This window comes from Saccharothrix tamanrassetensis (assembly GCF_014203665.1).
In the GTDB taxonomy this organism is placed as follows: Bacteria; Actinomycetota; Actinomycetes; order Mycobacteriales; family Pseudonocardiaceae; genus Actinosynnema; species Actinosynnema tamanrassetense.
In genome coordinates this window covers 282,953-301,321 of record NZ_JACHJN010000008.1, presented here as the reverse complement: position 1 = coordinate 301,321, position 18,369 = coordinate 282,953, and the positions used below count along the sequence as shown (strand labels likewise).

22 protein-coding genes are annotated in these 18,369 nt (G+C 71.3%); 6 read left to right on the top strand and 16 right to left on the bottom strand.

What is annotated here, in order from left to right; all coding sequences use genetic code 11:
- Nucleotides 1-32: 32 nt before the first annotated feature.
- On the bottom strand, nucleotides 33-491 hold the full coding sequence (locus FHS29_RS25575) for a DUF2243 domain-containing protein (RefSeq protein WP_184694664.1): 459 nt from the start codon (nucleotides 489-491) through the stop codon (nucleotides 33-35).
- Nucleotides 492-705: 214 nt separating this feature from the next.
- Between FHS29_RS25575 and FHS29_RS25570 the strand changes: the two genes are divergently transcribed.
- A complete protein-coding gene (locus FHS29_RS25570; protein ID WP_184694662.1) occupies nucleotides 706-864 on the top strand; it encodes a hypothetical protein in 159 nt (52 codons plus the stop codon).
- 112 nt (nucleotides 865-976) lie between these two features.
- Here the strand turns inward: FHS29_RS25570 and FHS29_RS25565 are convergent, their stop codons facing one another.
- From FHS29_RS25565 to FHS29_RS25535, 7 genes are all read right to left on the bottom strand, one after another.
- A complete protein-coding gene (locus FHS29_RS25565; protein WP_184694660.1) occupies nucleotides 977-1,534 on the bottom strand; it encodes a hypothetical protein in 558 nt (185 codons plus the stop codon).
- Nucleotides 1,535-1,556: 22 nt separating this feature from the next.
- Nucleotides 1,557-2,555, bottom strand: a complete 999-nt coding sequence (locus FHS29_RS25560) for a glycosyltransferase family 2 protein (protein ID WP_184694658.1) — start codon at nucleotides 2,553-2,555, stop codon at nucleotides 1,557-1,559.
- 99 nt (nucleotides 2,556-2,654) lie between these two features.
- Entirely contained in the window at nucleotides 2,655-2,816 is a 162-nt protein-coding gene (locus FHS29_RS25555; protein ID WP_184694656.1) for a hypothetical protein, read from the bottom strand.
- Nucleotides 2,817-2,889: 73 nt separating this feature from the next.
- A complete protein-coding gene (locus FHS29_RS25550) occupies nucleotides 2,890-3,708 on the bottom strand; it encodes an MBL fold metallo-hydrolase (protein WP_246440843.1) in 819 nt (272 codons plus the stop codon).
- A 79-nt stretch (nucleotides 3,709-3,787) separates the two neighbouring features.
- On the bottom strand, nucleotides 3,788-3,952 hold the full coding sequence (locus FHS29_RS25545; RefSeq protein ID WP_184694654.1) for a hypothetical protein: 165 nt from the start codon (nucleotides 3,950-3,952) through the stop codon (nucleotides 3,788-3,790).
- 167 nt (nucleotides 3,953-4,119) lie between these two features.
- On the bottom strand, nucleotides 4,120-5,121 hold the full coding sequence (locus FHS29_RS25540) for a methyltransferase (protein WP_376774465.1): 1,002 nt from the start codon (nucleotides 5,119-5,121) through the stop codon (nucleotides 4,120-4,122).
- An 84-nt stretch (nucleotides 5,122-5,205) separates the two neighbouring features.
- A complete protein-coding gene (locus FHS29_RS25535; RefSeq protein ID WP_184694652.1) occupies nucleotides 5,206-5,793 on the bottom strand; it encodes a helix-turn-helix domain-containing protein in 588 nt (195 codons plus the stop codon).
- A gap of 89 nt (nucleotides 5,794-5,882) precedes the next feature.
- Between FHS29_RS25535 and FHS29_RS25530 the strand changes: the two genes are divergently transcribed.
- Both FHS29_RS25530 and FHS29_RS25525 read left to right on the top strand, forming a co-directional pair.
- Nucleotides 5,883-6,383: a mycothiol transferase gene (locus FHS29_RS25530; protein ID WP_184694650.1), complete on the top strand. Its 501-nt coding sequence runs from the start codon at nucleotides 5,883-5,885 to the stop codon at nucleotides 6,381-6,383.
- An 82-nt stretch (nucleotides 6,384-6,465) separates the two neighbouring features.
- Nucleotides 6,466-7,440 (top strand): alpha/beta fold hydrolase, encoded by a 975-nt coding sequence (locus tag FHS29_RS25525; RefSeq protein ID WP_246440802.1) that lies wholly within the window; start codon nucleotides 6,466-6,468, stop codon nucleotides 7,438-7,440.
- Nucleotides 7,441-7,521: 81 nt separating this feature from the next.
- On the opposite strand, the gene FHS29_RS25520 is transcribed toward FHS29_RS25525, so the two are convergent.
- The 3 genes from FHS29_RS25520 to FHS29_RS25510 form a co-directional block, all read right to left on the bottom strand.
- Nucleotides 7,522-7,749, bottom strand: a complete 228-nt coding sequence (locus tag FHS29_RS25520; protein WP_184694645.1) for a hypothetical protein — start codon at nucleotides 7,747-7,749, stop codon at nucleotides 7,522-7,524.
- Nucleotides 7,750-7,805: 56 nt separating this feature from the next.
- Complete coding sequence (locus tag FHS29_RS25515; RefSeq protein ID WP_184694643.1) at nucleotides 7,806-8,264, bottom strand: SRPBCC family protein; 459 nt, start codon at nucleotides 8,262-8,264, stop codon at nucleotides 7,806-7,808.
- A gap of 224 nt (nucleotides 8,265-8,488) precedes the next feature.
- A complete protein-coding gene (locus FHS29_RS25510) occupies nucleotides 8,489-9,367 on the bottom strand; it encodes an AraC family transcriptional regulator (protein ID WP_184694641.1) in 879 nt (292 codons plus the stop codon).
- Between the two features lie 203 nt (nucleotides 9,368-9,570).
- Here FHS29_RS25510 and FHS29_RS25505 point away from each other — a divergent pair, with 203 nt between their 5' ends.
- Nucleotides 9,571-10,797 (top strand): cytochrome P450, encoded by a 1,227-nt coding sequence (locus FHS29_RS25505; RefSeq protein ID WP_184694639.1) that lies wholly within the window; start codon nucleotides 9,571-9,573, stop codon nucleotides 10,795-10,797.
- A gap of 105 nt (nucleotides 10,798-10,902) precedes the next feature.
- Here FHS29_RS25505 and FHS29_RS25500 read toward each other — a convergent pair whose 3' ends face one another.
- The 3 genes from FHS29_RS25500 to FHS29_RS25490 form a co-directional block, all read right to left on the bottom strand.
- Nucleotides 10,903-14,043, bottom strand: coding sequence for an ATP-binding protein (locus FHS29_RS25500; RefSeq protein WP_184694637.1), 3,141 nt, complete (start codon nucleotides 14,041-14,043; stop codon nucleotides 10,903-10,905).
- Nucleotides 14,044-14,232: 189 nt separating this feature from the next.
- The gene (folE, locus tag FHS29_RS25495) at nucleotides 14,233-14,802 is read right to left on the bottom strand and encodes a GTP cyclohydrolase I FolE (protein WP_312865100.1); all 570 of its coding nucleotides are present in this window, start codon (nucleotides 14,800-14,802) and stop codon (nucleotides 14,233-14,235) included.
- 68 nt (nucleotides 14,803-14,870) lie between these two features.
- The gene (locus tag FHS29_RS25490) at nucleotides 14,871-15,308 is read right to left on the bottom strand and encodes a hypothetical protein (protein ID WP_184694633.1); all 438 of its coding nucleotides are present in this window, start codon (nucleotides 15,306-15,308) and stop codon (nucleotides 14,871-14,873) included.
- Between the two features lie 78 nt (nucleotides 15,309-15,386).
- Here FHS29_RS25490 and FHS29_RS25485 point away from each other — a divergent pair, with 78 nt between their 5' ends.
- Nucleotides 15,387-16,103, top strand: a complete 717-nt coding sequence (locus FHS29_RS25485) for a helix-turn-helix transcriptional regulator (RefSeq protein ID WP_184694632.1) — start codon at nucleotides 15,387-15,389, stop codon at nucleotides 16,101-16,103.
- Between the two features lie 130 nt (nucleotides 16,104-16,233).
- On the opposite strand, the gene FHS29_RS25480 is transcribed toward FHS29_RS25485, so the two are convergent.
- A complete protein-coding gene (locus FHS29_RS25480; RefSeq protein ID WP_184694631.1) occupies nucleotides 16,234-16,767 on the bottom strand; it encodes a hypothetical protein in 534 nt (177 codons plus the stop codon).
- 450 nt (nucleotides 16,768-17,217) lie between these two features.
- The gene (locus FHS29_RS25475; RefSeq protein WP_184694629.1) at nucleotides 17,218-17,619 is read right to left on the bottom strand and encodes a hypothetical protein; all 402 of its coding nucleotides are present in this window, start codon (nucleotides 17,617-17,619) and stop codon (nucleotides 17,218-17,220) included.
- 264 nt (nucleotides 17,620-17,883) lie between these two features.
- Here FHS29_RS25475 and FHS29_RS25470 point away from each other — a divergent pair, with 264 nt between their 5' ends.
- The gene (locus FHS29_RS25470) at nucleotides 17,884-18,366 is read left to right on the top strand and encodes a hypothetical protein (protein WP_184694627.1); all 483 of its coding nucleotides are present in this window, start codon (nucleotides 17,884-17,886) and stop codon (nucleotides 18,364-18,366) included.
- The last annotated feature ends 3 nt before the right edge of the window (nucleotides 18,367-18,369 follow it).

The following is an 18,369-nucleotide window of genomic DNA, read 5'->3' as shown; positions in this document are numbered from 1 at the left end:
GCGGGGCACCGGGAACTCGCGGGCGGCACCGGTCAGCGGTAGGCGGAGCGGGTGAGCCCGAAACCGACCAGCGCCAGCACCACGCCCAGCGCCAGGAACCCGAGGTCCCACGCCAGTTGGTCCGCCCCGTGGCGCACGTGGTGGATCCCGAGCACCAGGTGGTCGACGATGCCCTCGACCACGTTGAAGACTCCCCAACCGCCCACGAGCCCACCCCACAACCCGCGAGCGGGCAGCGGCGCGGCGCGGTTGAGCAGCACGACGCCGCCGAGGACGAGCACCAGGCAGAACAGGTGGAACAACCCGTCGCCGAGCATGTTGCGGTGCAGGTTCTCGGGGGTGTCCGGCGGGTACCAGCCCGACAGCATGTGGTGCCAGCCCAGCAGTTGGTGGATCACGATGCCGTCGATGAACCCGCCGACCCCGAGCCCCAGCACGAGGGCGGCGGTCTTCTTGGTCGTCGGGGAGGAAGTGCCCAGCCGAGTGGTCATCCGCGGCAGCCCTTCGGGTAGAGGTCGTGCGGTCGACGGGTGCCCGTGCGACGCGTTCTCATGCGAGTGATTTGCAACAACCGCACCGGTGCAGGGCGGGCGAGGCGATCCGCGACGCATATTGGCGGCGGTCCGGCCGAACGCGGGCGACCACGAGGTGTGGCACCTCCGTCGACGGGGCACTCCTTCCTCCCGCGACGAACGGAGCAGACCGATGGGCCAGCACGACAACGTGGATCCGGAAGCCGTTGTCGATCCGGAGGAGTTCGCCGAAGACGCCGGCATCGACCCCACGCCGCAGGAGGTCGACCAGTACCTGGAACTGGCGGAGGAAGTGCCACCGTGGTCCAATCCGGATGAATCGGCCCATTAGCGGGTCGCGAATCGCTCGGCTGATCCGGTCGTGAGCCGCGATCGGCGGTGGGCCACGCGCTGCGCCGACGACGCCGACGCAGCAGTCGCCCGCGTCGGCGGGCTCGCGCCCGTCACGCCGGGTCCAGCCGCAGCCGGAGGCTGTTGATCTGCGCGACGGTCACCTCGGGGGCGTCCGGCATGATCAGGTCGATGGCGTCCGACAGCTCGTAGTCACCGCTCCCGGACGGGTAGGACGCACGGGCGGTGCTGAACTTCACCGCGTTCCTCGCCACCGCGTGCACCACGCCGTCGGGTTGGTCGACGGTCGCCTTGAGGGTGACGACGAGGTCGTTCGCGAAGCGTGACGGTGAGTCCGGCAGGGGGCGCAGCACGCCGTCCCCCTCGGCACCGTCACCCTTCGCACCGTCCCCCTCGGCACCGTCCTGCTCCAGCGTGACGGTGCCGCCGTCCTCCGGACCGCCCGCGTCGGGCAGGTCGGCGACCAGCCGCAGGCCGGACAGCCTCAACCGCACCGGCTCCGGTGAGTCGGCGTCGGCTTCGGCCTTGAGCACGCAGGTGCCGGTGAAGTCGACCAGCACCGGCCTCGACCGCAAGGTGAACTCGACGCCGGATGCCCGGCACCGCAGCTCCGACTCGGTGCCGGGCTGCGGGAGGTCGGCACGCGACATGGGATACCTCCTGATGAAGTGGTCACCGGCACGAGAACACCTGACGCCCGCTGAGCCACCGCGTCGAGTGCGCGGCGGTCGGCAGGCGTCCACCGTGGTAGCGCACTCCCCCGAGCAGGACCCGCTGGGCGAGGGCGATCCACACGCACATCCCCCGCTCCGCGATCCACAGCGGGGCGAACGCCGCCGCGGTGGCGGGGTAGGCGCGAACTCCGAGGTGCCGGCGGCGTCCCCACTCGGCCAGCACGACCCCGGCCACCGCCAGTACCCCGGTCACCTCGGCGGCCCTGCGACGCAGGGCGGCCAGGCCTATGACGGGCAGGATGGCGAGTTCGACGCAGCAGCGCACGGGTTGGGCCAGGCTGTCGTAGGCCTGCCGCACCCGTTGTGACCAGAAGTGCCGGGTCGTCGGAGGGTTGCGGCGGACGAACAGGTCCAAGGCGCGCACCACCCGACCGCCCGCGGCCCACACGGTGCGCATCAGTTCGAGGTTCTCGAACAGCACGTCGTCGCGGTAGCCGCCCATGCCGAGGAGCGCGGTGCGCCGGATGCCGAAGGTACCGGGGTAGTCACCGCCGAACGCCCGGTTCAGCAGCGTCCGCGCGGTGTCCCACCGGGCGTGCCACGGCAGTGCGCCGAAGTAGTTCTGCGGCACGACGAGATCGGCGCCGTCCAGCAGACGTTCGACGCGCTGCAACGCGGTGTCGTCGTAGCGCACGTCGTCGTCGGCGAGGACCACCTTCTCGTGGCCGGCGGAGCGGACGCCCCTGAGGACCCCGACCACCTTGCCGTTGTGGGCACCGGTCACCGCGTCGACCCGGAGGTGCGTGAGCCACCCGGACCACTGTTGCGCGTGACGTGCGAAGACGTCGTCGGGCGAACCATCCGCGACGACCACCTGACACCGGTCCGCGAGCCACCGCAGGTAGCCGGTCAGCTCGTCGAGACCACCTTCGTCGCTCCACCGCAGCGGAACCACGCAGGTCAGAGGTCTCTTCGCGTCGTCGTTCGTCGCCTCCACCGCACCGGGATGCCCACCACCGCGCGGTTCATGCCGACGCGTTCGCTCTCGACGCGCCACCGACGGGCAGTCCACCCAGGTCGGTGACGTGCCCGACGGTCAGGCCGTGACGACCAGGGCGATCGAGATGAGGAGGACCAGCACAGAGGTCACGATCAGGCCCTTGCGCCGCTTGGCCTCGTTCTCCGCCCCCGAGCTGCCGTACCGAATGACCACGATCACCTGAACCAGCAGAAGGACGACCGCGATGAGAATCAGCACACAGAGTTCAACGCACGGCGCGGTGCGCTGGTTCCCGACTTCCGGCTCTGCCCGTGTACCGACCGGGCGGCAGTCACGAGGGGTGCTCGCCGTCGGTGCCGGCCTTCCCTCCGGCCGTGGGCAGGGTGAGGGTCTGGCCACGATCGAGGTAGGACACCGCGGTCTCGGGTCGGCGGCGTCGGACTTCGTCGGTGAAGTCGGACAGCGGGGACTTCATCAGGCCGTAGTCGTCGTAGTGCACCGGAACGGCCTGGCGGGGGCGCAGCATCTCCAGCAGGTCCACCCCCTGAGCACCGTCCATGGTGAGCAGCACGCCCAGGACCTTGGTTCCCCCGAGGTGCACCACGGCCACGTCGATGGACGGGTACCGCTCGCGGATCTCGCGCAGGTCGTCGTGGACCAGGGTGTCGCCGCTGAGGTAGATCCGCAGGGCCGGTGAGCCCGCAGTGGCCCGGTACTCCAGCAGCGTGCCCATGACCGGCGGCAACACCCTGGCCAGCGGACCGAGGGCGTGCCTGCCCGGCAGCGACGTCACCGTCAACGAGGCATCGTCCTTGTGCATCGTCTCGTCCGCCCACGTCCTGAGGGCGACGGGCTCGCGGAACCCTCGTCGGCCCAGCCGCCGCGCGGCGTGCGGGGTGGTGAGGATCGGCAGGTCGCGGTCCAACTCCCGGCTCGCCACCCGGTCGAAGTGGTCGCCGTGCAGGTGCGACAGCACCACGGCGTCCAGCGGCGGTAGCTCGCCGATCCCGATCGCGGGATCGGTGCGGCGTCGGGAAACCAGCCCCTGCCCCAGGTAGCTCCACTGGCCGCGGCGCAGGAAGTTGGGATCGGTGAGCAGGGTGAACGGCCCCAGCCGCAGCACCGTGGTCGCCGTGCCGACGAAGTACAGCGAGTCGGACCCGTGCCGCGTGGGCGGGCTACCGCCGCTGGACGCCGTCGGCTCGCCGGGAGTCAGGCCGCCGTCCACGTCAGGAGGTTCCGCTCGGCCCGTGGTCCCCGTGGGGCTGGTTGCCGGGGGAGTCGCTCGGCGGTCGCTCGGACACCTCCCGCTCCACGTCGGTCAGCGGTGTGCCCGTGGCTTCCTCGGCCGCACCGCGCTCCACCGTCTCGTCATCGTGTCGAGGATCTGTCATGACGCATCTCCTTCATCGGCCGCCACCGGCGCACATGACCGGCAGAGGGGTCGTCCCCTCCACGGGATCCAGCGGATACCCGGCCGAAAGGCATCGATCCCTGCCGGTGCGAAATTCCATCCGGCGCGACACCTGCCCGGGGTCAGGGGCACGCCGGGGTCGGGGCGTCAGCCGGTGCCGGCGAGGCGGAACTCCAGCAGGCAGCGCTGGTCGGTCAGGTCGATCACGGTGTCGAGGACCAGTCCGTGGGCCGAGGCGAGGGTGCGGAACTCGTCCACCCGGCGCTCGCGGCCACCGAAGATCACGAGCATGGCCAGGTCGAACTCGGTGTTGTCGTGTCGCCCGCCGACCGGTTCGACGACCAGGACGCGGCCGGCGGGGTGGACGGCCGCGACGCAACGGGCCAGGATCCGGTGCGCGTGCTCGTCGTCCCAGTCGTGCAGGATGTCGCACAGCAGGTAGGCCTGCGCCCCTTCCGGCAAGGGGTCGAAGAAGCTGCGCGCGGTCACCTGGACCCGGTCCTCGACCTGGTGCGCGCTGAACGTGCGACCGGCCTCGGTCGCGGTGGGTTCCAGGTCGACCAGGTGGCCCCGGACCCGGGGGTTCGCGGCCAGGATCGCGGCGAGCAGGGTGCCGTGACCACCGCCGACATCCACGATGGTGGAGAAGCGGTCCCAGTCGTAGCCGGCGACCAGCCGAGGGATCTGGTCGCGGAACCGGTGCGTCATCTGCCGGTCGAACGACTCACGCAGGTGGGGGTGCCGGGCGAGGTCGGCCCAGAAGTCCCGCCCGTAGCGGCGCGAGTAGCCCGCTTCACCGGTGGTGATGCTGTGCAGGAGTTCCACGAACGCCATCTCCGCGCGCCCGCCGGCCATGTCGAGGTGCAGGAAGTTGGTCAGGCCGTTGTCGGCGTCGCTGCACAGCGTCGCTCCGTAGTCCGTGGTCCGGTAGCCGGTGGGTGCGCGCTCGACGATCCCGAGGGCCGCGAGATGGCCGAGGAGGAGTCCGAGCGCGACCGGCGACACCCCGAGGTCGGTCGCGACCCGTTCGACGGCGGCGCCGTCGCCGCGCAGCCGGTCCGGCAGACCCAGGGTCACCGCGACACGCAGAGCCATCGGCGTGGCCAAGCCCGCCAGGTTCCGGATCTCGGCGATGTTGTGCTCGTTCACGACTGTCGACGGTGGCACGTGCGTCAACCGAAATCGGAGAACGCGGCCGTGGGGCGGTCGTCCGGCCGTGCCCGGTCGACGGGTTCAGGGCTGGGACGCCGGGCCGGCGCGCACGTGCGCACGCACCCCCTGCAGGCCGAACAGGATCAGGAGCTCGACCACTCCTCCGTCCGCGCTGCCCAGCCAGTGCGGCACGGACGTGTCGAACTCGGCTGCCTCACCGGGCGGCAGCGTCAGGTCGTGCTCGCCGAGCACCAGCCGCAGGCGACCGTTGAGCACGTACAGCCACTCGGAGCCCTCGTGGGTCCGCGGAGTCGGTTCGAGCGGTTCCGGCCGAGCGGGGATGATCATCTTGAACGCCTGCGTACCGCCCGGCCGCCGGGACAGCGGGATGAGCGTCATCCCGAACCGCCGGATCGGCTTCAGGTGGATCCGGGGGTCGCCCGTGCGCGGGGCACCGACGAGGTCGTCCAGCGGGACGCCGTAGGTGCGGGCCAGCGGCAGCAGCAGCTCCAGCGTCGCCCGGCGCTGACCGCTCTCCAACCGGGACAGGGTGCTCTCCGACACCCCGGTCGTCACCGCGAGGTCGGCGAGCGTGATGCCGCGATCGCGGCGCAGCGCACGCAGCCGCGCCCCCACCACGTCGAGCACGTCCTCGGTTTCGCGGTCCACGCGGCCATCTTGCCAGAACCGCAAGATCCCGTGCCAAAGCGCGGCGCGCCTGGCAAGACTGGGCGCGGACCGACGCCGAGGAGACCACCATGACCACCACTTCGCGCCGCGACCGCCGCGGCGACACCCCGCCGCCGCGGACCGGCAGCAGCGAGATCGAGGTCCTGCGCGGCTTTCTCGACTACCTGCGGGCCTCGATCGCCGCGAAGGTCGACGGTGCCCCCGAACCCCTGGTCCGAACAGCCGGCGTGCCGTCGGGCACGAACCTGCTCGGCCTGCTCAACCACCTGACCCTGGTCGAGCGCGCGACGTTCCTCGGGGCCGAGGTCACCGGTTGGCGGGCGACGTTCCGGGCCGCGCCGACGGACAGCGTGGCCGACGTCGTCGCCCGCTACCGGGAGACGGTCGAGCGCGCGAACGAGGTTCTCGACGGGTGCACCGACCTCGCCGCGCCGGTCCCCCGGCCACGGCCGGGACGCCCCGCTCCCAGCGTCCGCTGGGCACTCGCCCACATGATCGAGGAGACCGGCCGCCACGCCGGCCACGCGGACATCCTCCGCGAACTCGTCGACGGCTCGACCGGGCGCTGACCCCACCCGTTCTCCAGGACAGGAACACATGATCACCGCACCACGGCCGTCGTCGCGCGGCTCCCTCCGATCCGCGCGAACGATGGCGACCATCACCCTCACCCTCCTGCTCGCGATCGGCACCGCGGCCTGCGCCACGCCGACCGCCGACGACGTTCCCCCCTACGCCGTCGCCACGCAGGGCGACCCCCGGTTCGAGAGCACGTTCCGGCACGATTTCGCCGACATCGACGGTGTCCGGATGCACTACGTGACCGGCGGCAGCGGCCCGCCCGTGGTGCTGGTGCACGGCTGGCCGCAGACCTGGTTCGGCTGGTGGCCGGTCATGCCGGCGCTCGCCGAGCACCACACCGTCTACGCCGTCGACCTCCCCGGCCTGGGCGACAGCACCGGTTCGCCGACCGGCTACGACAAAGCCACCCTGGCGCGGTACGTGCACACCCTGATCGCCGACCGGCTCGGCGTACGCGACGCCCGCGTCGTCGGGCACGACTTCGGCGCCGCGGTGGCGTTCCAGTACGCCACCCGGTTCCCCGCCGACACCGCGCGCCTGGGCTACCTCGACCTGCCGCTACCCGGGCCCGCGGTCGACGCGACCACCTACCGCTCGCTGAGCCGGCACATCGCCTTCCACGCCCAACGCCGGGTTCCCGAGACGGTGGTCGGCGACGACGTCCGCGAGTACCTGGCGCTGTTCTACCCGCAGGTCTCGTTCGGCGGAACGGCGTTCGGCGGCACCTCGGACCGGTCCCCGTTCACCGACGCCGAGGTCGACGAGTACGCACGGACCTACCGCCGGCCGGAGGTCCTGTCGGGCGGCTTCGAGCTCTACCGCGCTCTCGACAAGGACGTCCGCGATACCGTCGCGGCGGCCCCGATCCGCGTCCCGACCCTGCTCATGACCGCGCAAGGGCAGCTCGACCCGGTCCGGGCCACCGCGGCTCCGCGCATGACCAACATCGTGCGCGCGGTGGACGTGCCGAACGCCGGGCACTGGCTCGTCGAGGAGAACCCCGGGTTCGTCACTGCGGAGTTGCTGCGCTTCCTCGACGGGTGAACCCGTTCGGCGTGGTGGGCGGTCCGGCCTTCGGCTGCCGGGCCACGTCCCGGGTCGCGGTGCTGGGGCGGTCACGGCCGATCAATCGCAGGGGCGGGCTTCGGCGGCGGCCTTGAGGTCCGGCAGCCAAGCCTTGAGACCTTCCCCGAGGTAGTGGGTGGAGGTGGGCACGCCGGCTTCGACCTGATCGCCGGTCCAGCGAATGCAGCGGTGGTGCTGGATCTGCCGGATGGTGGAGGTGATGACCAGGGTGGTCGCGGGGGTCGTGGGAGTGGCGTACCTGGGCGGCGGTGCCGAGGTGGCCGGCACGGTTGTCTTCGGTGAGGGGACGCTCGGCGTCGGTGATGGGCGAAGAGGCGGCACGCCTACCCGGCGAGGCCTCTGGAGGACTGCGCCGCCGCATGGGAGGCAAGGCCGTCGGCCATCCGCTGCATGACGCGCCGCATCGTGCCCTTCATCAACCACCCCATCCCCCGACGGGCGGAATAGGTGCCGTGCCAGTGGATGACCGTGCCCCCGTCGGGCGTGGGCGTGAGGTCGACGACCGCCCGGTAGTCGTGGATGGCGCAGTTGAAGGCGTCCTCGTACGTCAGTTGTTTCTCCTCGTCGAGTCCGGTCAGCCGTTCCCCGGTCACGGTCCGCCCGGTGCGGAACGCGCGGACCGCACCGACGGGATCCCGGCCGTCCGGGTCGAGGCCGCTGGAGCGTTCGGTGACCAGGCTGTCGACGGTCGACCAGACGGGCCAGGTCCGTGCGTCGACGAGCAGGCGCCAGACGACGGCTGGAGACGCCGTCGAGGTCGCGGTCACATCGTAGTCGAGCATGATCGAATTCCTTCCGTCCGCCGCCGCGCACCCCTTGGACAGCTCGATGGGGTAGGGCGCTCACCGCGAGAGTCGTCACCGGGGCTCCCCGGGCGGAAACGCCCACGTCCGGGGCCGTCGGTGAGTGCGCGGCAACGACATGGCTGCATGGCAACTGCATGGCACCGCCCGAAAGTAGGCGACGCGGCCGGCCAAGGGACATGCGCCGGATTGCCGACGTTCGATCAGTTCTTGCGGTACACCGACGGCCGGACGCCGACCTGGCTCAGGAAGGCCGCCGACAGCGCTCCGGGACTGGCGAAACCGCAACGCCCCGCGATCTGCCCGATGGTGAGGTCGCCGGCGGACAGCAGCCGCTGCGCCCGCTCGATTCGCAGCCGGGTGAGGAACCGGTGGGGCGTCTCGCCGGTCGCCGCCCGGAAGACGCGGATGAAGTGGTACACGCTCAGGTGCACTTCGGCGGCGATGTCGGTCAGCGTCAGGGGTTCGGCGAGCCGGTCCCGCATGACGGCGACGCCCGCGCGGACCGCCGCGTGTTCGAGCCCCGGCAGGCGGGTGTCCCGGCCGCGGGTCAGCAGGTGCGTCGCGAGGAACGCCGCGGCGGATTCCGCGTAGAAATCGTTCGTGCCATCGGCGGCGGGCAGTGCGCGGACGAGGTTCTCGACAACCGGATCACCCGCGTCCACCGCGGCCGACAGCGCTTCGAAGTCCGGCTCCGGACCGCCCAGTCCGGTCGCGACGCGATCGACGGTCGCGGACGGGATGTGCACCTGGATGGTGCGCATCCCGGACGTCGCCCGGTAGTCGCGCACACTCGCCCGGCCGGGGACCATGAGTTCCAGGTTGCCGGGAACCCGGCGCCGGCGATCCGGTTTCCCGTCGGCGCGCGTCCGCATGACCACGTCCCCGGCGACGTAGAGCACTAGGTGCAGGTCGGACACTCCGGGCAACTGGAGGTGGTCGGCCTCGGGTACGTGGTCGAAGCACTGCACGAGCAGCGACCGCCAGCCCGCGTCACCCCAACTGCAGTAGGTGCGCCGCACGTGCGCCGGCACGTCGAACTCCGCGTACGGCGCCAGATCGAAATCAGGCGAGTCGAACACCGCACAAGGCTAGTCGACCGCCCCCGGCCGACCTCGCGCTCAACCGTGGACCAGGGCACTCCGTGCCCGGCGGTGCGATCTCGAACTGGCGTGGACACCGCGGGAGTCGTTGGCCCCGACAGGGCCGGTGTCTGAGCCGTGTCAGCCCTGTGTCAGGTCCGTCGGCGACGGTGACCGCGACAGCCGCCACGAAAGGAAACCCCATGAGCCAGCCGGTTCCCGTCCCGCACGGCCTCCCCGTGGAACGCGATGCGGGCCCGTTCGACCCGCCGCGCGAGATCACCCGGCTGCGCGAGACCCGGCCGGTCAGCCCCCTGGTCTTCCCCGACGGCCACGAGGGCTGGCTCGTCACCGGCTACGACGCGGTCCGCCGGCTCATGGCCGACACCCGGTTCAGCTCCCGCCAGGACATCGGCATCATCCACGTGCCGTACGAGACCCCCGGCATGCCCTTGCCCACCGAACCGTCGCCGCAGATGCCGGGCGTGTTCGTCGCCATGGACCCGCCGGACCACACCCGGCTGCGGCGCAAGCTCACCGGCGCCTTCACCGTCAAGCGCATGAAGCAGCTCGAAGAGCACATCGCCGACATCACCGAGCGGCAACTGGACGAGCTGGCGCGCCTGACCCCGCCGGTCGACCTGGTCAGGGAGTTCGCGCTGCCGGTGCCCTCGCTGGTCATCTGCGAACTGCTCGGCGTCCCCTACGCGGACCGGGCGACCTTCCAGGTCAACTCCGCCAAGTTCCTGGAGAAGGACGTGTCGCTCGACGAGAAGATGGCCGCGTTGGGCGGACTGACCACGTACCTGGCCGAACTGGTGACGCGCAAACGCGACACCCCCGGCGAGGACATCCTGTCCGACCTCGCCCGCCAGGACGACCTCGGCACCGAGGAGCTGGTCGGCATCGGCTTCCTGCTGCTGCTCGCGGGCCACGAGACCACCGCCAACATGCTGGCACTGGGCACCTTCGCGCTCCTGGAGCACCCCGAGCAGCTGGCCGACCTGCGCGCCGACCCGGATCTGCTGCCCGACGCCGTCGAGGAACTCATGCGCTACCTGTCCGTTGCCGACATCTTCTACCGCTACGCCACGGAGGACATCGAGCTCGGCGGCGAGACGATCGGCAAGGGATCGACCGTCGTCGTCTCACTGCTGGCCGCCAACCACGATCCCCGGCGCTTCGACAACCCCGACACCCTGGACATCCGCCGCAAGGCGCGCGGTCACCTGTCCTTCGGCCACGGCATCCACCAATGCCTCGGCCAGCAACTGGCCCGCGTCGAGATGCGCGCCGGTTTCGAGGGACTGCTGCGTCGCTTCCCGACCCTCAAGCTCGCCGTCCCCGCCGCCGAGGTGAAGCTGAAGACCGACATGAATCTCTACGGCGTCCACGAACTGCCGGTCACCTGGACGGAAACGGCCCGGTAGCACGACACGTGCGCGGATTCTTCAGCCGCACACCGTCGGACGGCGGCAAGATCGCCTGGTGCCTCGGGATCGCTGTCGTCGGTCGAGTGTGGGCGCGGACGCGGTTCAACAGGCGAGCGTGACCGCGACCAGCTCCCGCCAGCCCACCCCTGCCCCCTCCTGCGCCGCCTCGGTGAACCGCGCGTCACCGAGGCGTCGCCGTGCGGCACGTTCGATCCGGGACACGTCCGGGTTGGCGCGATCCGGCAGGCCGCGCACGCTCGCGCTCGCCGCGAGCAGCCGAGCGGCCTGCTCGAACTGTTCCCGACGCAGCGCCAGGTCCGCGATCCCGACGAGTACCTGCGCGACCAGGAGGGCGTTCTCCGCCTCGGGCATCGCCCGCAAGGCCGCGACGCGGTGTTCGCGGGCCTCGTCGAGGTCGTCGGCGAGGTAGCCGAGCAGGTCCTGCACCAACGGGCGGTAGTTCGCCTGCTCGGCGTCACTGCCCAGCGCGGCCGTCACGACGCCGAGTTGGCGGGAGGCCTCCTCGACGTCACCCCTCCAGCGCGCGAGTTCCGCCTTAGCCATGGCCAGCTGCGCGAGCGCGAACGGCCAGGCGACCTGCCCCGCGGATCGCTGCGCCTCCGCCATGGCGGCCGCGCTCGACTCCTCGTCCCCGGACAGCCAGTACAGCTGGGCCTGCCGCGACCGCAGCCGCACGACGTCCTCGATGGCGCCGACCTCGGTGAGGACCGCGATGGCCTGTTCGTAGTGCTCGCACGCACCGGCGAACTCGCCGCGCACGGCGATCCGGTCCGCCAGCTCGGTCAGGGCGAACGACATCCCCCACCGTTCGCCGATCGCGCGGAACTCGGTGAGCGCCCCTTCGAGGTACGCGTCCGCGTCCCGCCCGCCCCGGCCGAGCATGATCCGCACCTTGCCCAGTTGCAGCCTGGCGAGGGCGCGCACCCAGGGGTCCTGGTCGGTGAGCAGCGGTTCGTACGCGGTCAGCACCGCGTCCGGCCCTTCCAACAGGCGTGCCAGCGGGGCGATGAACCCCAGCACCGGGTTGCCGCCGCGGACGCGCCGGCTGATCTCGAGGGCTTCGTGGATCCACTCCCGCACCTGGTACTGGTCGCCCAGCCCGGAGGTCACGAACGACACGACGAACACGTACACCGTGGCCCGGATCTCGTCGGCCACCTCGCCGGGCGTGGCGGTGGCCGCCATGATCAGCTCGTGGCCCTCGGCCTTGTGCCCGCCGAGCCACCAGAACCAGCCCGCGGCCGCCGCGAGCCGCATCGCCCCCTGCGCCTCGCCGGCGGCGAGCGCACCGCGCATCGCGGCACCGATGTTGTCGTGCTCGACCTCCAGCGCGGCGAGCCATTCGAGTTGCTCGGCGCGGCGGAGGTGCGGCTCCGCGGTTTCGACGAGTTCGGTGAAGTACGCGAGATGCGCATGGCGCGCCGAATCCGACTCCCCCGCCTCCGCGAGCCGGTCCCCGGCGTACTCCTTGATCGTGCCGAGCAGCCGGTAGCGCGGCGCCCGGTCGCCCTCGGTGACGACCAGGAGTGACTTCTCGGTCAGCGCGGTCAGCAACTCGAGCACCTGGCCGGCCTCGGCCGCACCGCCCGCGCAGACCCGCTCGGCCGCTTCCAGGCTCGCGCCGCCGGAGAACACCGAGAGCCTGCGCAACACCGCCCGTTCGGCGTCGGTGAGCAGTTCCCAGCTCCAGTCGATCACCGCGCGCAGCGTCCGGTGCCGCGGCAGCGCGGTCCGGCTGCCGCCGGTGAGCAGGCGGAACCGGTCGTCGAGCCGGTTGGCGAGCTGGTCGAGGGTCATGGTGCGCAACCTGGCCGCGGCGAGTTCGATCGCCAGCGGCATGCCGTCCAGCGCCCGGCAGATGCGCGCCATGGTCGACAACGTCCGGGCGTCGGTGCCGAGGTCCTTGCGCACCGCGCCGGCCCGGTCCTGCAGCAGCCGGACGGCCGGCGAGGAGTCGATCTCGCCCGGGCCGGCGTCCGCCGCGGGCAGGACCAGCGGCGCCACCTGCCACAGCGTCTCACCGGTGATGCCCAGCGGTTCCCTGCTCGTGGCGAGGATCCGCAGCCGCCCGCACTCCCCGAGCACCCGGTGGGCGAACTTCGCCGCCGACTCGATCACGTGCTCGCAGTTGTCCAGGATCAGCAGCGCCTCCCGCTCGCGGACCGCGGCGATCACCCGGTCCGTCGGCTCCGCGTCCGGTGCCCCGCCGAGCAGCCCGTCCCGCCGGCCGAGCGCAACGAGCGTCGCCTGCGCCACGTCACCGCCCGCGCCGACGGGCGCGAGCTCCACCAGCCAGGCCCCGTCCGGCAGGTCGCCGAGCAGCGTGCGCGCGGTTTCCGCGGCCAGCCTGGTCTTCCCCGACCCGCCCGGCCCGATCAGGGTGGTGAGCCGGTGCCCGGTGACGAGATCGCGGACCGCGGCGACGTCGGCGTCCTTGCCGACGAAGCTGGTCAGCTCGGCGCGCAGGTTGGTCTTCCGGCTCTCCTCCGGCCGCCCCAACTCGCCCCGCAGCAGCGCGACGTGCAGTGCGGACAGCTCCGGCGAGGGGTCGACGCCCAGCGCGTCGGCGAGGGCCTCCCGCGCACGCTGGTACACCAGCAGCGCCTCGGTGCCGCGACCGGCCGCGCCGAGGGCGCGCATCAGCGCGGCGACGAGCCGCTCCCGCACCGGGTGCGCACCCACCGCGTCGGTCAGCTCCGTGACGAGGTCCGCACCGTGGCCGAGGCGGACCTCGGCTTCGAACCGATCCTCCAGCGCGGCCAGGCGCAGCCCCTCCAGCCGGGTGACCGCCGCGTCGAACGCCTCGCTGTCCGGCAGACCGACGTCCTGCATGGCCGCACCGCGCCACAGCCCGAGGGCCTCCCGCAGCAGCCCCACCCGCTGCGGGTCCTCGCCACCGCGCGCCCGGCCCACCAGGCGCTCGAACCGGACGGCGTCGACGGAGTCGGGTTCGACCGCCAACCGGTAGCCGCCCGCCTGCCCGTCGACCGCCCCGTCCCGCAGCGCCCGGCGCAGCCGGGAAGCCAAGCGCTGCAGGGCGTTCGCCGCGTCGGCCGGCGGGTGCCCACCCCAGATCCAGTCGATCAGCGTGGCCTTCTGGACCACCCGGCCGGGTTCGAGCGCGAGGGCGATCAACAACGCGCGCAACCGGGCACCCGGCACGTCCGTCAGAACGCCGTCGTCCGTGTGGACCTCGAACGGCCCAAGCATCCCGATCCGCATTCGGCCAATCTTGCCGCAGGCCATCGACAGGCCCCTCACCAGTATCGACAGCATCTCACCGGTACTGCGGCCGGAACCGTCCCCTTGAAACGGACACTCCGGTCATCAACAGCGGTCTGTGACCGGGGTGTCCGCGTCAGGCGGGGCGAAGCACGCGGAGCGGTTCCACAGCGACTCCGCCTTGCCGGGTCACGGGTGGAAACCCGTCAGGGCGAAGAACTCCTGCCGTGTACGGGCGTCGTCGCGCAGCACTCCCAGCATGGCGGAGGTGACGGTGCGGGAGCCGGCGGCCCGGACGCCCCGCAACGACATGCACAGGTGCTCGGCCTCGACGACGACGCCGACACCCCGGGGCGCCAGGTGTTCCAGCAGCCAGTCCGCCACCTGCTTGGTCAGCCGTTCCTGCACCTGGAGGTCACGCGCGAACAGCTCGACCACGCGGGCGAGCTTCGACAGGCCCAGGATGCGTTCCCCGGGCAGGTAGCCCACGTGGGCGACACCCTGGAACGGCAACAGGTGGTGTTCGCACAGGGATTGCACCGGGATGCCGCGGACGAGCACGAGTTCGCCGTAGCCCTCCTCGTTGGGGAACGTCGTCAGGTCGAAGTCGCGCGGGGTGAGCATCTCGGCGTAGGCGTGGGCGACCCGCCTGGGCGTGTCGGCCAGGTGCTCGGACACCGGGTCCTTGCCCAGCGCGGTCAGCAGGTCGACCACCGCCCGCTGTGCCGCTTCCAGGTCCACCCCGTCACGCCCGTGGATCGACTTGAGCCGTCGGTGCGAACCCGCGGGCGCCCGGAAGTCGAGAGTGGACTGCCGCGTGAGGCCGTTCACGCCGTCCGCCCACCGCGCGGCGGTGCGTACCGCGCCGCCAACCGGGCCAGGGCGACGGCGGCGACGAACAGGCCGAAGTCGCGGAGCGCGACGTCGTAGAACGCCGGGATGGTCAGCAGGTCGACGATGATCCCGGCCAGCCAGGCCGCGACGAGCAGACCGCCGAAGCGCGGCGCCACCGCCACCGCGACGCCCGCGACGATCTCCACCACACCCACGGCGTACATGGCCTGCTGCGCGGTGCCCGGCAGGATCCCGTCGATCCACGGGGCCAGGTACGTCGGCCAGTCCACGAGCAGGTTGGCGAACTTGTCGAGCCCGAACAGGACCGGTGCCACCGTGAACACGGTTCGCAGGAGCACGAACGCCTGGTAGGCGGGGTCGGACCGCAGCACTTGACCAGCCGGCTGGACGCCGGACACCTCGGTGGCCATGACTCCTCCTTCTATAGACAACTTCGGCTAACCTTAGAAGCCAGCGCGAGATTTCGTCAACAGAAGTGGGTTTTAGAAATGGGTGACGCCAGCCAGCCCCGGGCGCACATCTCGGCCGTCGCGGCGCTCGACGAGCCGACCCGTCGCCGGCTGTACGACTTCGTGGTGCGCCACGAGGCGCCGGTGAGCCGCGACGAGGCCGCGGAGGCCGTGGGCGTACCGCGCACCACGGCCGCGTTCCACCTCGACCGGCTGGTTTCCGAAGGGCTGTTGGAGGTCGTCCACGAACGCCGCACCGGCCGCACCGGTCCGGGCGCCGGGCGGCCGTCGAAGCTGTACCGGCGTTCCGCCGAACAGATCGCGGTCTCCCTGCCCGACCGACGCTACGAACTGGTCGGGCTCCTGCTGGCCGACGCCCTCTCCGAAGTCGAGACCTCCGGCGAACCGCCGCGCACCGTGCTCCACCGCCGCGCCCGTGTCGTGGGCAGGGACCTGGGCGAGAAGGCCCGAGCCGCCGCACCGACCGCCCAGGGCAGCCGGCAAGGCGTGATCGAGGCACTCGAGGGCTTCGGCTTCGAACCTCGCGCCGCCGAGCCCGACACCTCGATCGTGCTGGGCAACTGCCCCTTCCACGAACTGGCCCGACAGCACACCGAACTCGTGTGCGGCATGAACCTCTGCCTGTTGGACGGTCTGCTCGACGGCCTTGCCGCCACCGGCCTGACCGCCCGCCTCGCACCCGCGGCGGGTCAGTGCTGCGTGCGGCTCGACCCGGCGGAACACGCTGCGAGGTGACACGAGGCGGCCACTGGCACCACGTACTCGGGAAGCCGACGCCCGGCGAGGTAGGAGTCGGACTCCTGCGTCTCTTCGTCGTGCACGGGGAGCGCCCGCCATCGGGCGCTCCCCGTGTCGTCGGCGTGGATCAGTTGTCGATCGCAGTGGCGGCACCGTAGTTGCAGATGCTCGGCGCCATCACTTCCTGCGGGCTGCCCCAGCCCGCGCACCGGTAGCTGGAGTGGCCGTACCAGTCGTGGCCGAACTCGTGGGCGGCCAGCAGGGCGTCGTCGCCCACACCGCCCATGTAGAGGGCGATCCGCTGACCCTGCCCCCAGTTGCAGCCGACCACCCGGGTACCGCCACCGCAGTCGGAGATGTAGCCGTTGCGGCACTCCACCGGGGTGCCACTGGCGCTCTCGGTCAATCCGTTCCACGCTCGCGCACCCGTGCGGATGGCCGCCGCGTACGCGGAGCAGGAGCTGAGGATGCGGAACGTCCGCGCACGCGGCACGGGCCATCCCGCCGCAGGGGCGGCGGACAGCAGACCCGCGGGCGCTTCCGCGACGTCGACAGCGCTGGTCGCGTGGCCTTCCACGACGAACGAGCCGTGGGAGTTCGGGGCGACGAGGACGGTGACCACCAGTGCGAGCAGGGCGAGTGCCAAGAACAACTTCTTCACGTTGCTCTTCCTTTCATTGCAGGGCGCCGACGCGTTGCAGGGGACGTCGGGTGTATCGGAAGCTAGCGAATGGCCCCGTTGCCGTTCAACCGGAGCGGATCTCGAACCGCTCGGGCGAAATGATCAGATCATTGACGTGACCAGGCAACACGTGACCCACAGCGACCGACCGGGACGCCTTCGATGTTAATTTAACAAGCCGGACGGCGGACTCCACCGCGATGCGGATATGCACCGTGACCATTTTCGACCCGCACCGCAGCCGTTATTGCCAGATATAGGCACCCGTTGCGACAGGTACACCCGTTTGCCCTATCGACGAGCCTTCGACCGCCGCCGAAACAGCCGGGCACTCGCCGCCTGACGGCTCTCGACGGGACCGGCATCTCCTGCGGACTACGGGTTGTGGACGGGCGGGTCGTGCGACCCACCCGTCCACGGCCAGGTGGATCAACCGGTGCGCACGACATCGTCTTTGTAGTCACCGCAACGGACATAGGGAAGCGGTGGCTTCTTCCACATCATGAAGCTGCACGTCCGCCACCGGAGCGGATGCGCGGTATCGCCCAGCGGTGCGAGGGAGGTGATCGTCGTCCCGCCGCACTTGCCGTTGACACGTCCCGATTTCGATGCCCACTGGTACTCGACATACCAGGTGGGCGGACACTTCGACACGGTGATCACGAAGGAATTCGGACCGCTCGCGGGGTCTTGGTCGCCAGGGTTGTACCGGACCTGGACGAGCGGGATGTTCCGGTCGGACGTGGTCGCTCCGGCGCCGGCCGGGGCGACGAGCAGCGCCGCGAGACCGACGAGTGCCGCGAGGACTCGCGTTAATCGACTTGGTGACACCTGATTCTCCTCGGGGAGTCGGATTGCCGATGTCCGAATGCCCGGTTCGCGACGCCGTCACACCCGGCGCGGGCCGGCCCGGCTCAGCGGCCCGCAGCGGCACCCGTGCCACCGCGAACCGCTCGTTGCGCGGAGCCGAGCCCGATCGCCGAAACCGTGAACTGCTCACAATCCGTCGGTGACCCGGTGATGTGGCGTTCGACGGACCGCGGGCCGCTATGGTCTTCCCGCAGCACGATGATCGTCGACGGAGGGAGACCTGTCGTGGGGAGGACCTGGTTACTCACCGCCGGCGCGCTGGTCTGCGCGCTGCTGGGCGGCTGCGGTGCGAGCGACCGGCCGGGGTTGGACCAGGACGGCGACCTCGGGTCGATCGGGACCGCCACCGGTGAAGCCGGTGCACGAGAGGCCGCGCGCGCCTACCTGGACGCTTGGTCCTCGGGCAACAGCACGGTCGCGTGCGGCCTGCTCACGGCCGCCAAGGCCCGCGAGTTCGGCGCGAAGCTCGGTGACGGCACCTGTCCGGCCGCGTTCGCCGGCATCCGGGACCGGATGAGCGAGTCGGCGCGGAAGAGCTACGCCGACGTGCAGATCGCCGAGGTGAAGGTGAACGACCGCGCCGACGGCGGGCAGTCGGCCGTGGTGAGGTTGTCGCAGAAGCTCGACGGCCCGCTCAACGGCGACGACGACTTCTCCTGGCGGTACGAGAGCGGCCGGTGGCTGACGAAGGAAGACCCCGAAGGCTGACCC

What these genes read in the sequence shown, in the direction of transcription:
- FHS29_RS25575 (WP_184694664.1), bottom strand. Translation starts at nt 491, where the DNA reads ATGACCACTCGGCTGGGCACTTCCTCCCCGACGACCAAGAAGACCGCC.
- FHS29_RS25570 (WP_184694662.1), top strand. Translation starts at nt 706, where the DNA reads ATGGGCCAGCACGACAACGTGGATCCGGAAGCCGTTGTCGATCCGGAG.
- FHS29_RS25565 (WP_184694660.1), bottom strand. Translation starts at nt 1,534, where the DNA reads ATGTCGCGTGCCGACCTCCCGCAGCCCGGCACCGAGTCGGAGCTGCGG.
- FHS29_RS25545 (WP_184694654.1), bottom strand. Translation starts at nt 3,952, where the DNA reads ATGACAGATCCTCGACACGATGACGAGACGGTGGAGCGCGGTGCGGCC.
- FHS29_RS25530 (WP_184694650.1), top strand. Translation starts at nt 5,883, where the DNA reads ATGACCACCACTTCGCGCCGCGACCGCCGCGGCGACACCCCGCCGCCG.
- FHS29_RS25525 (WP_246440802.1), top strand. Translation starts at nt 6,466, where the DNA reads ATGGCGACCATCACCCTCACCCTCCTGCTCGCGATCGGCACCGCGGCC.
- FHS29_RS25515 (WP_184694643.1), bottom strand. Translation starts at nt 8,264, where the DNA reads ATGCTCGACTACGATGTGACCGCGACCTCGACGGCGTCTCCAGCCGTC.
- FHS29_RS25505 (WP_184694639.1), top strand. Translation starts at nt 9,571, where the DNA reads ATGAGCCAGCCGGTTCCCGTCCCGCACGGCCTCCCCGTGGAACGCGAT.
- FHS29_RS25500 (WP_184694637.1), bottom strand. Translation starts at nt 14,043, where the DNA reads ATGCGGATCGGGATGCTTGGGCCGTTCGAGGTCCACACGGACGACGGC.
- FHS29_RS25490 (WP_184694633.1), bottom strand. Translation starts at nt 15,308, where the DNA reads ATGGCCACCGAGGTGTCCGGCGTCCAGCCGGCTGGTCAAGTGCTGCGG.
- FHS29_RS25485 (WP_184694632.1), top strand. Translation starts at nt 15,387, where the DNA reads ATGGGTGACGCCAGCCAGCCCCGGGCGCACATCTCGGCCGTCGCGGCG.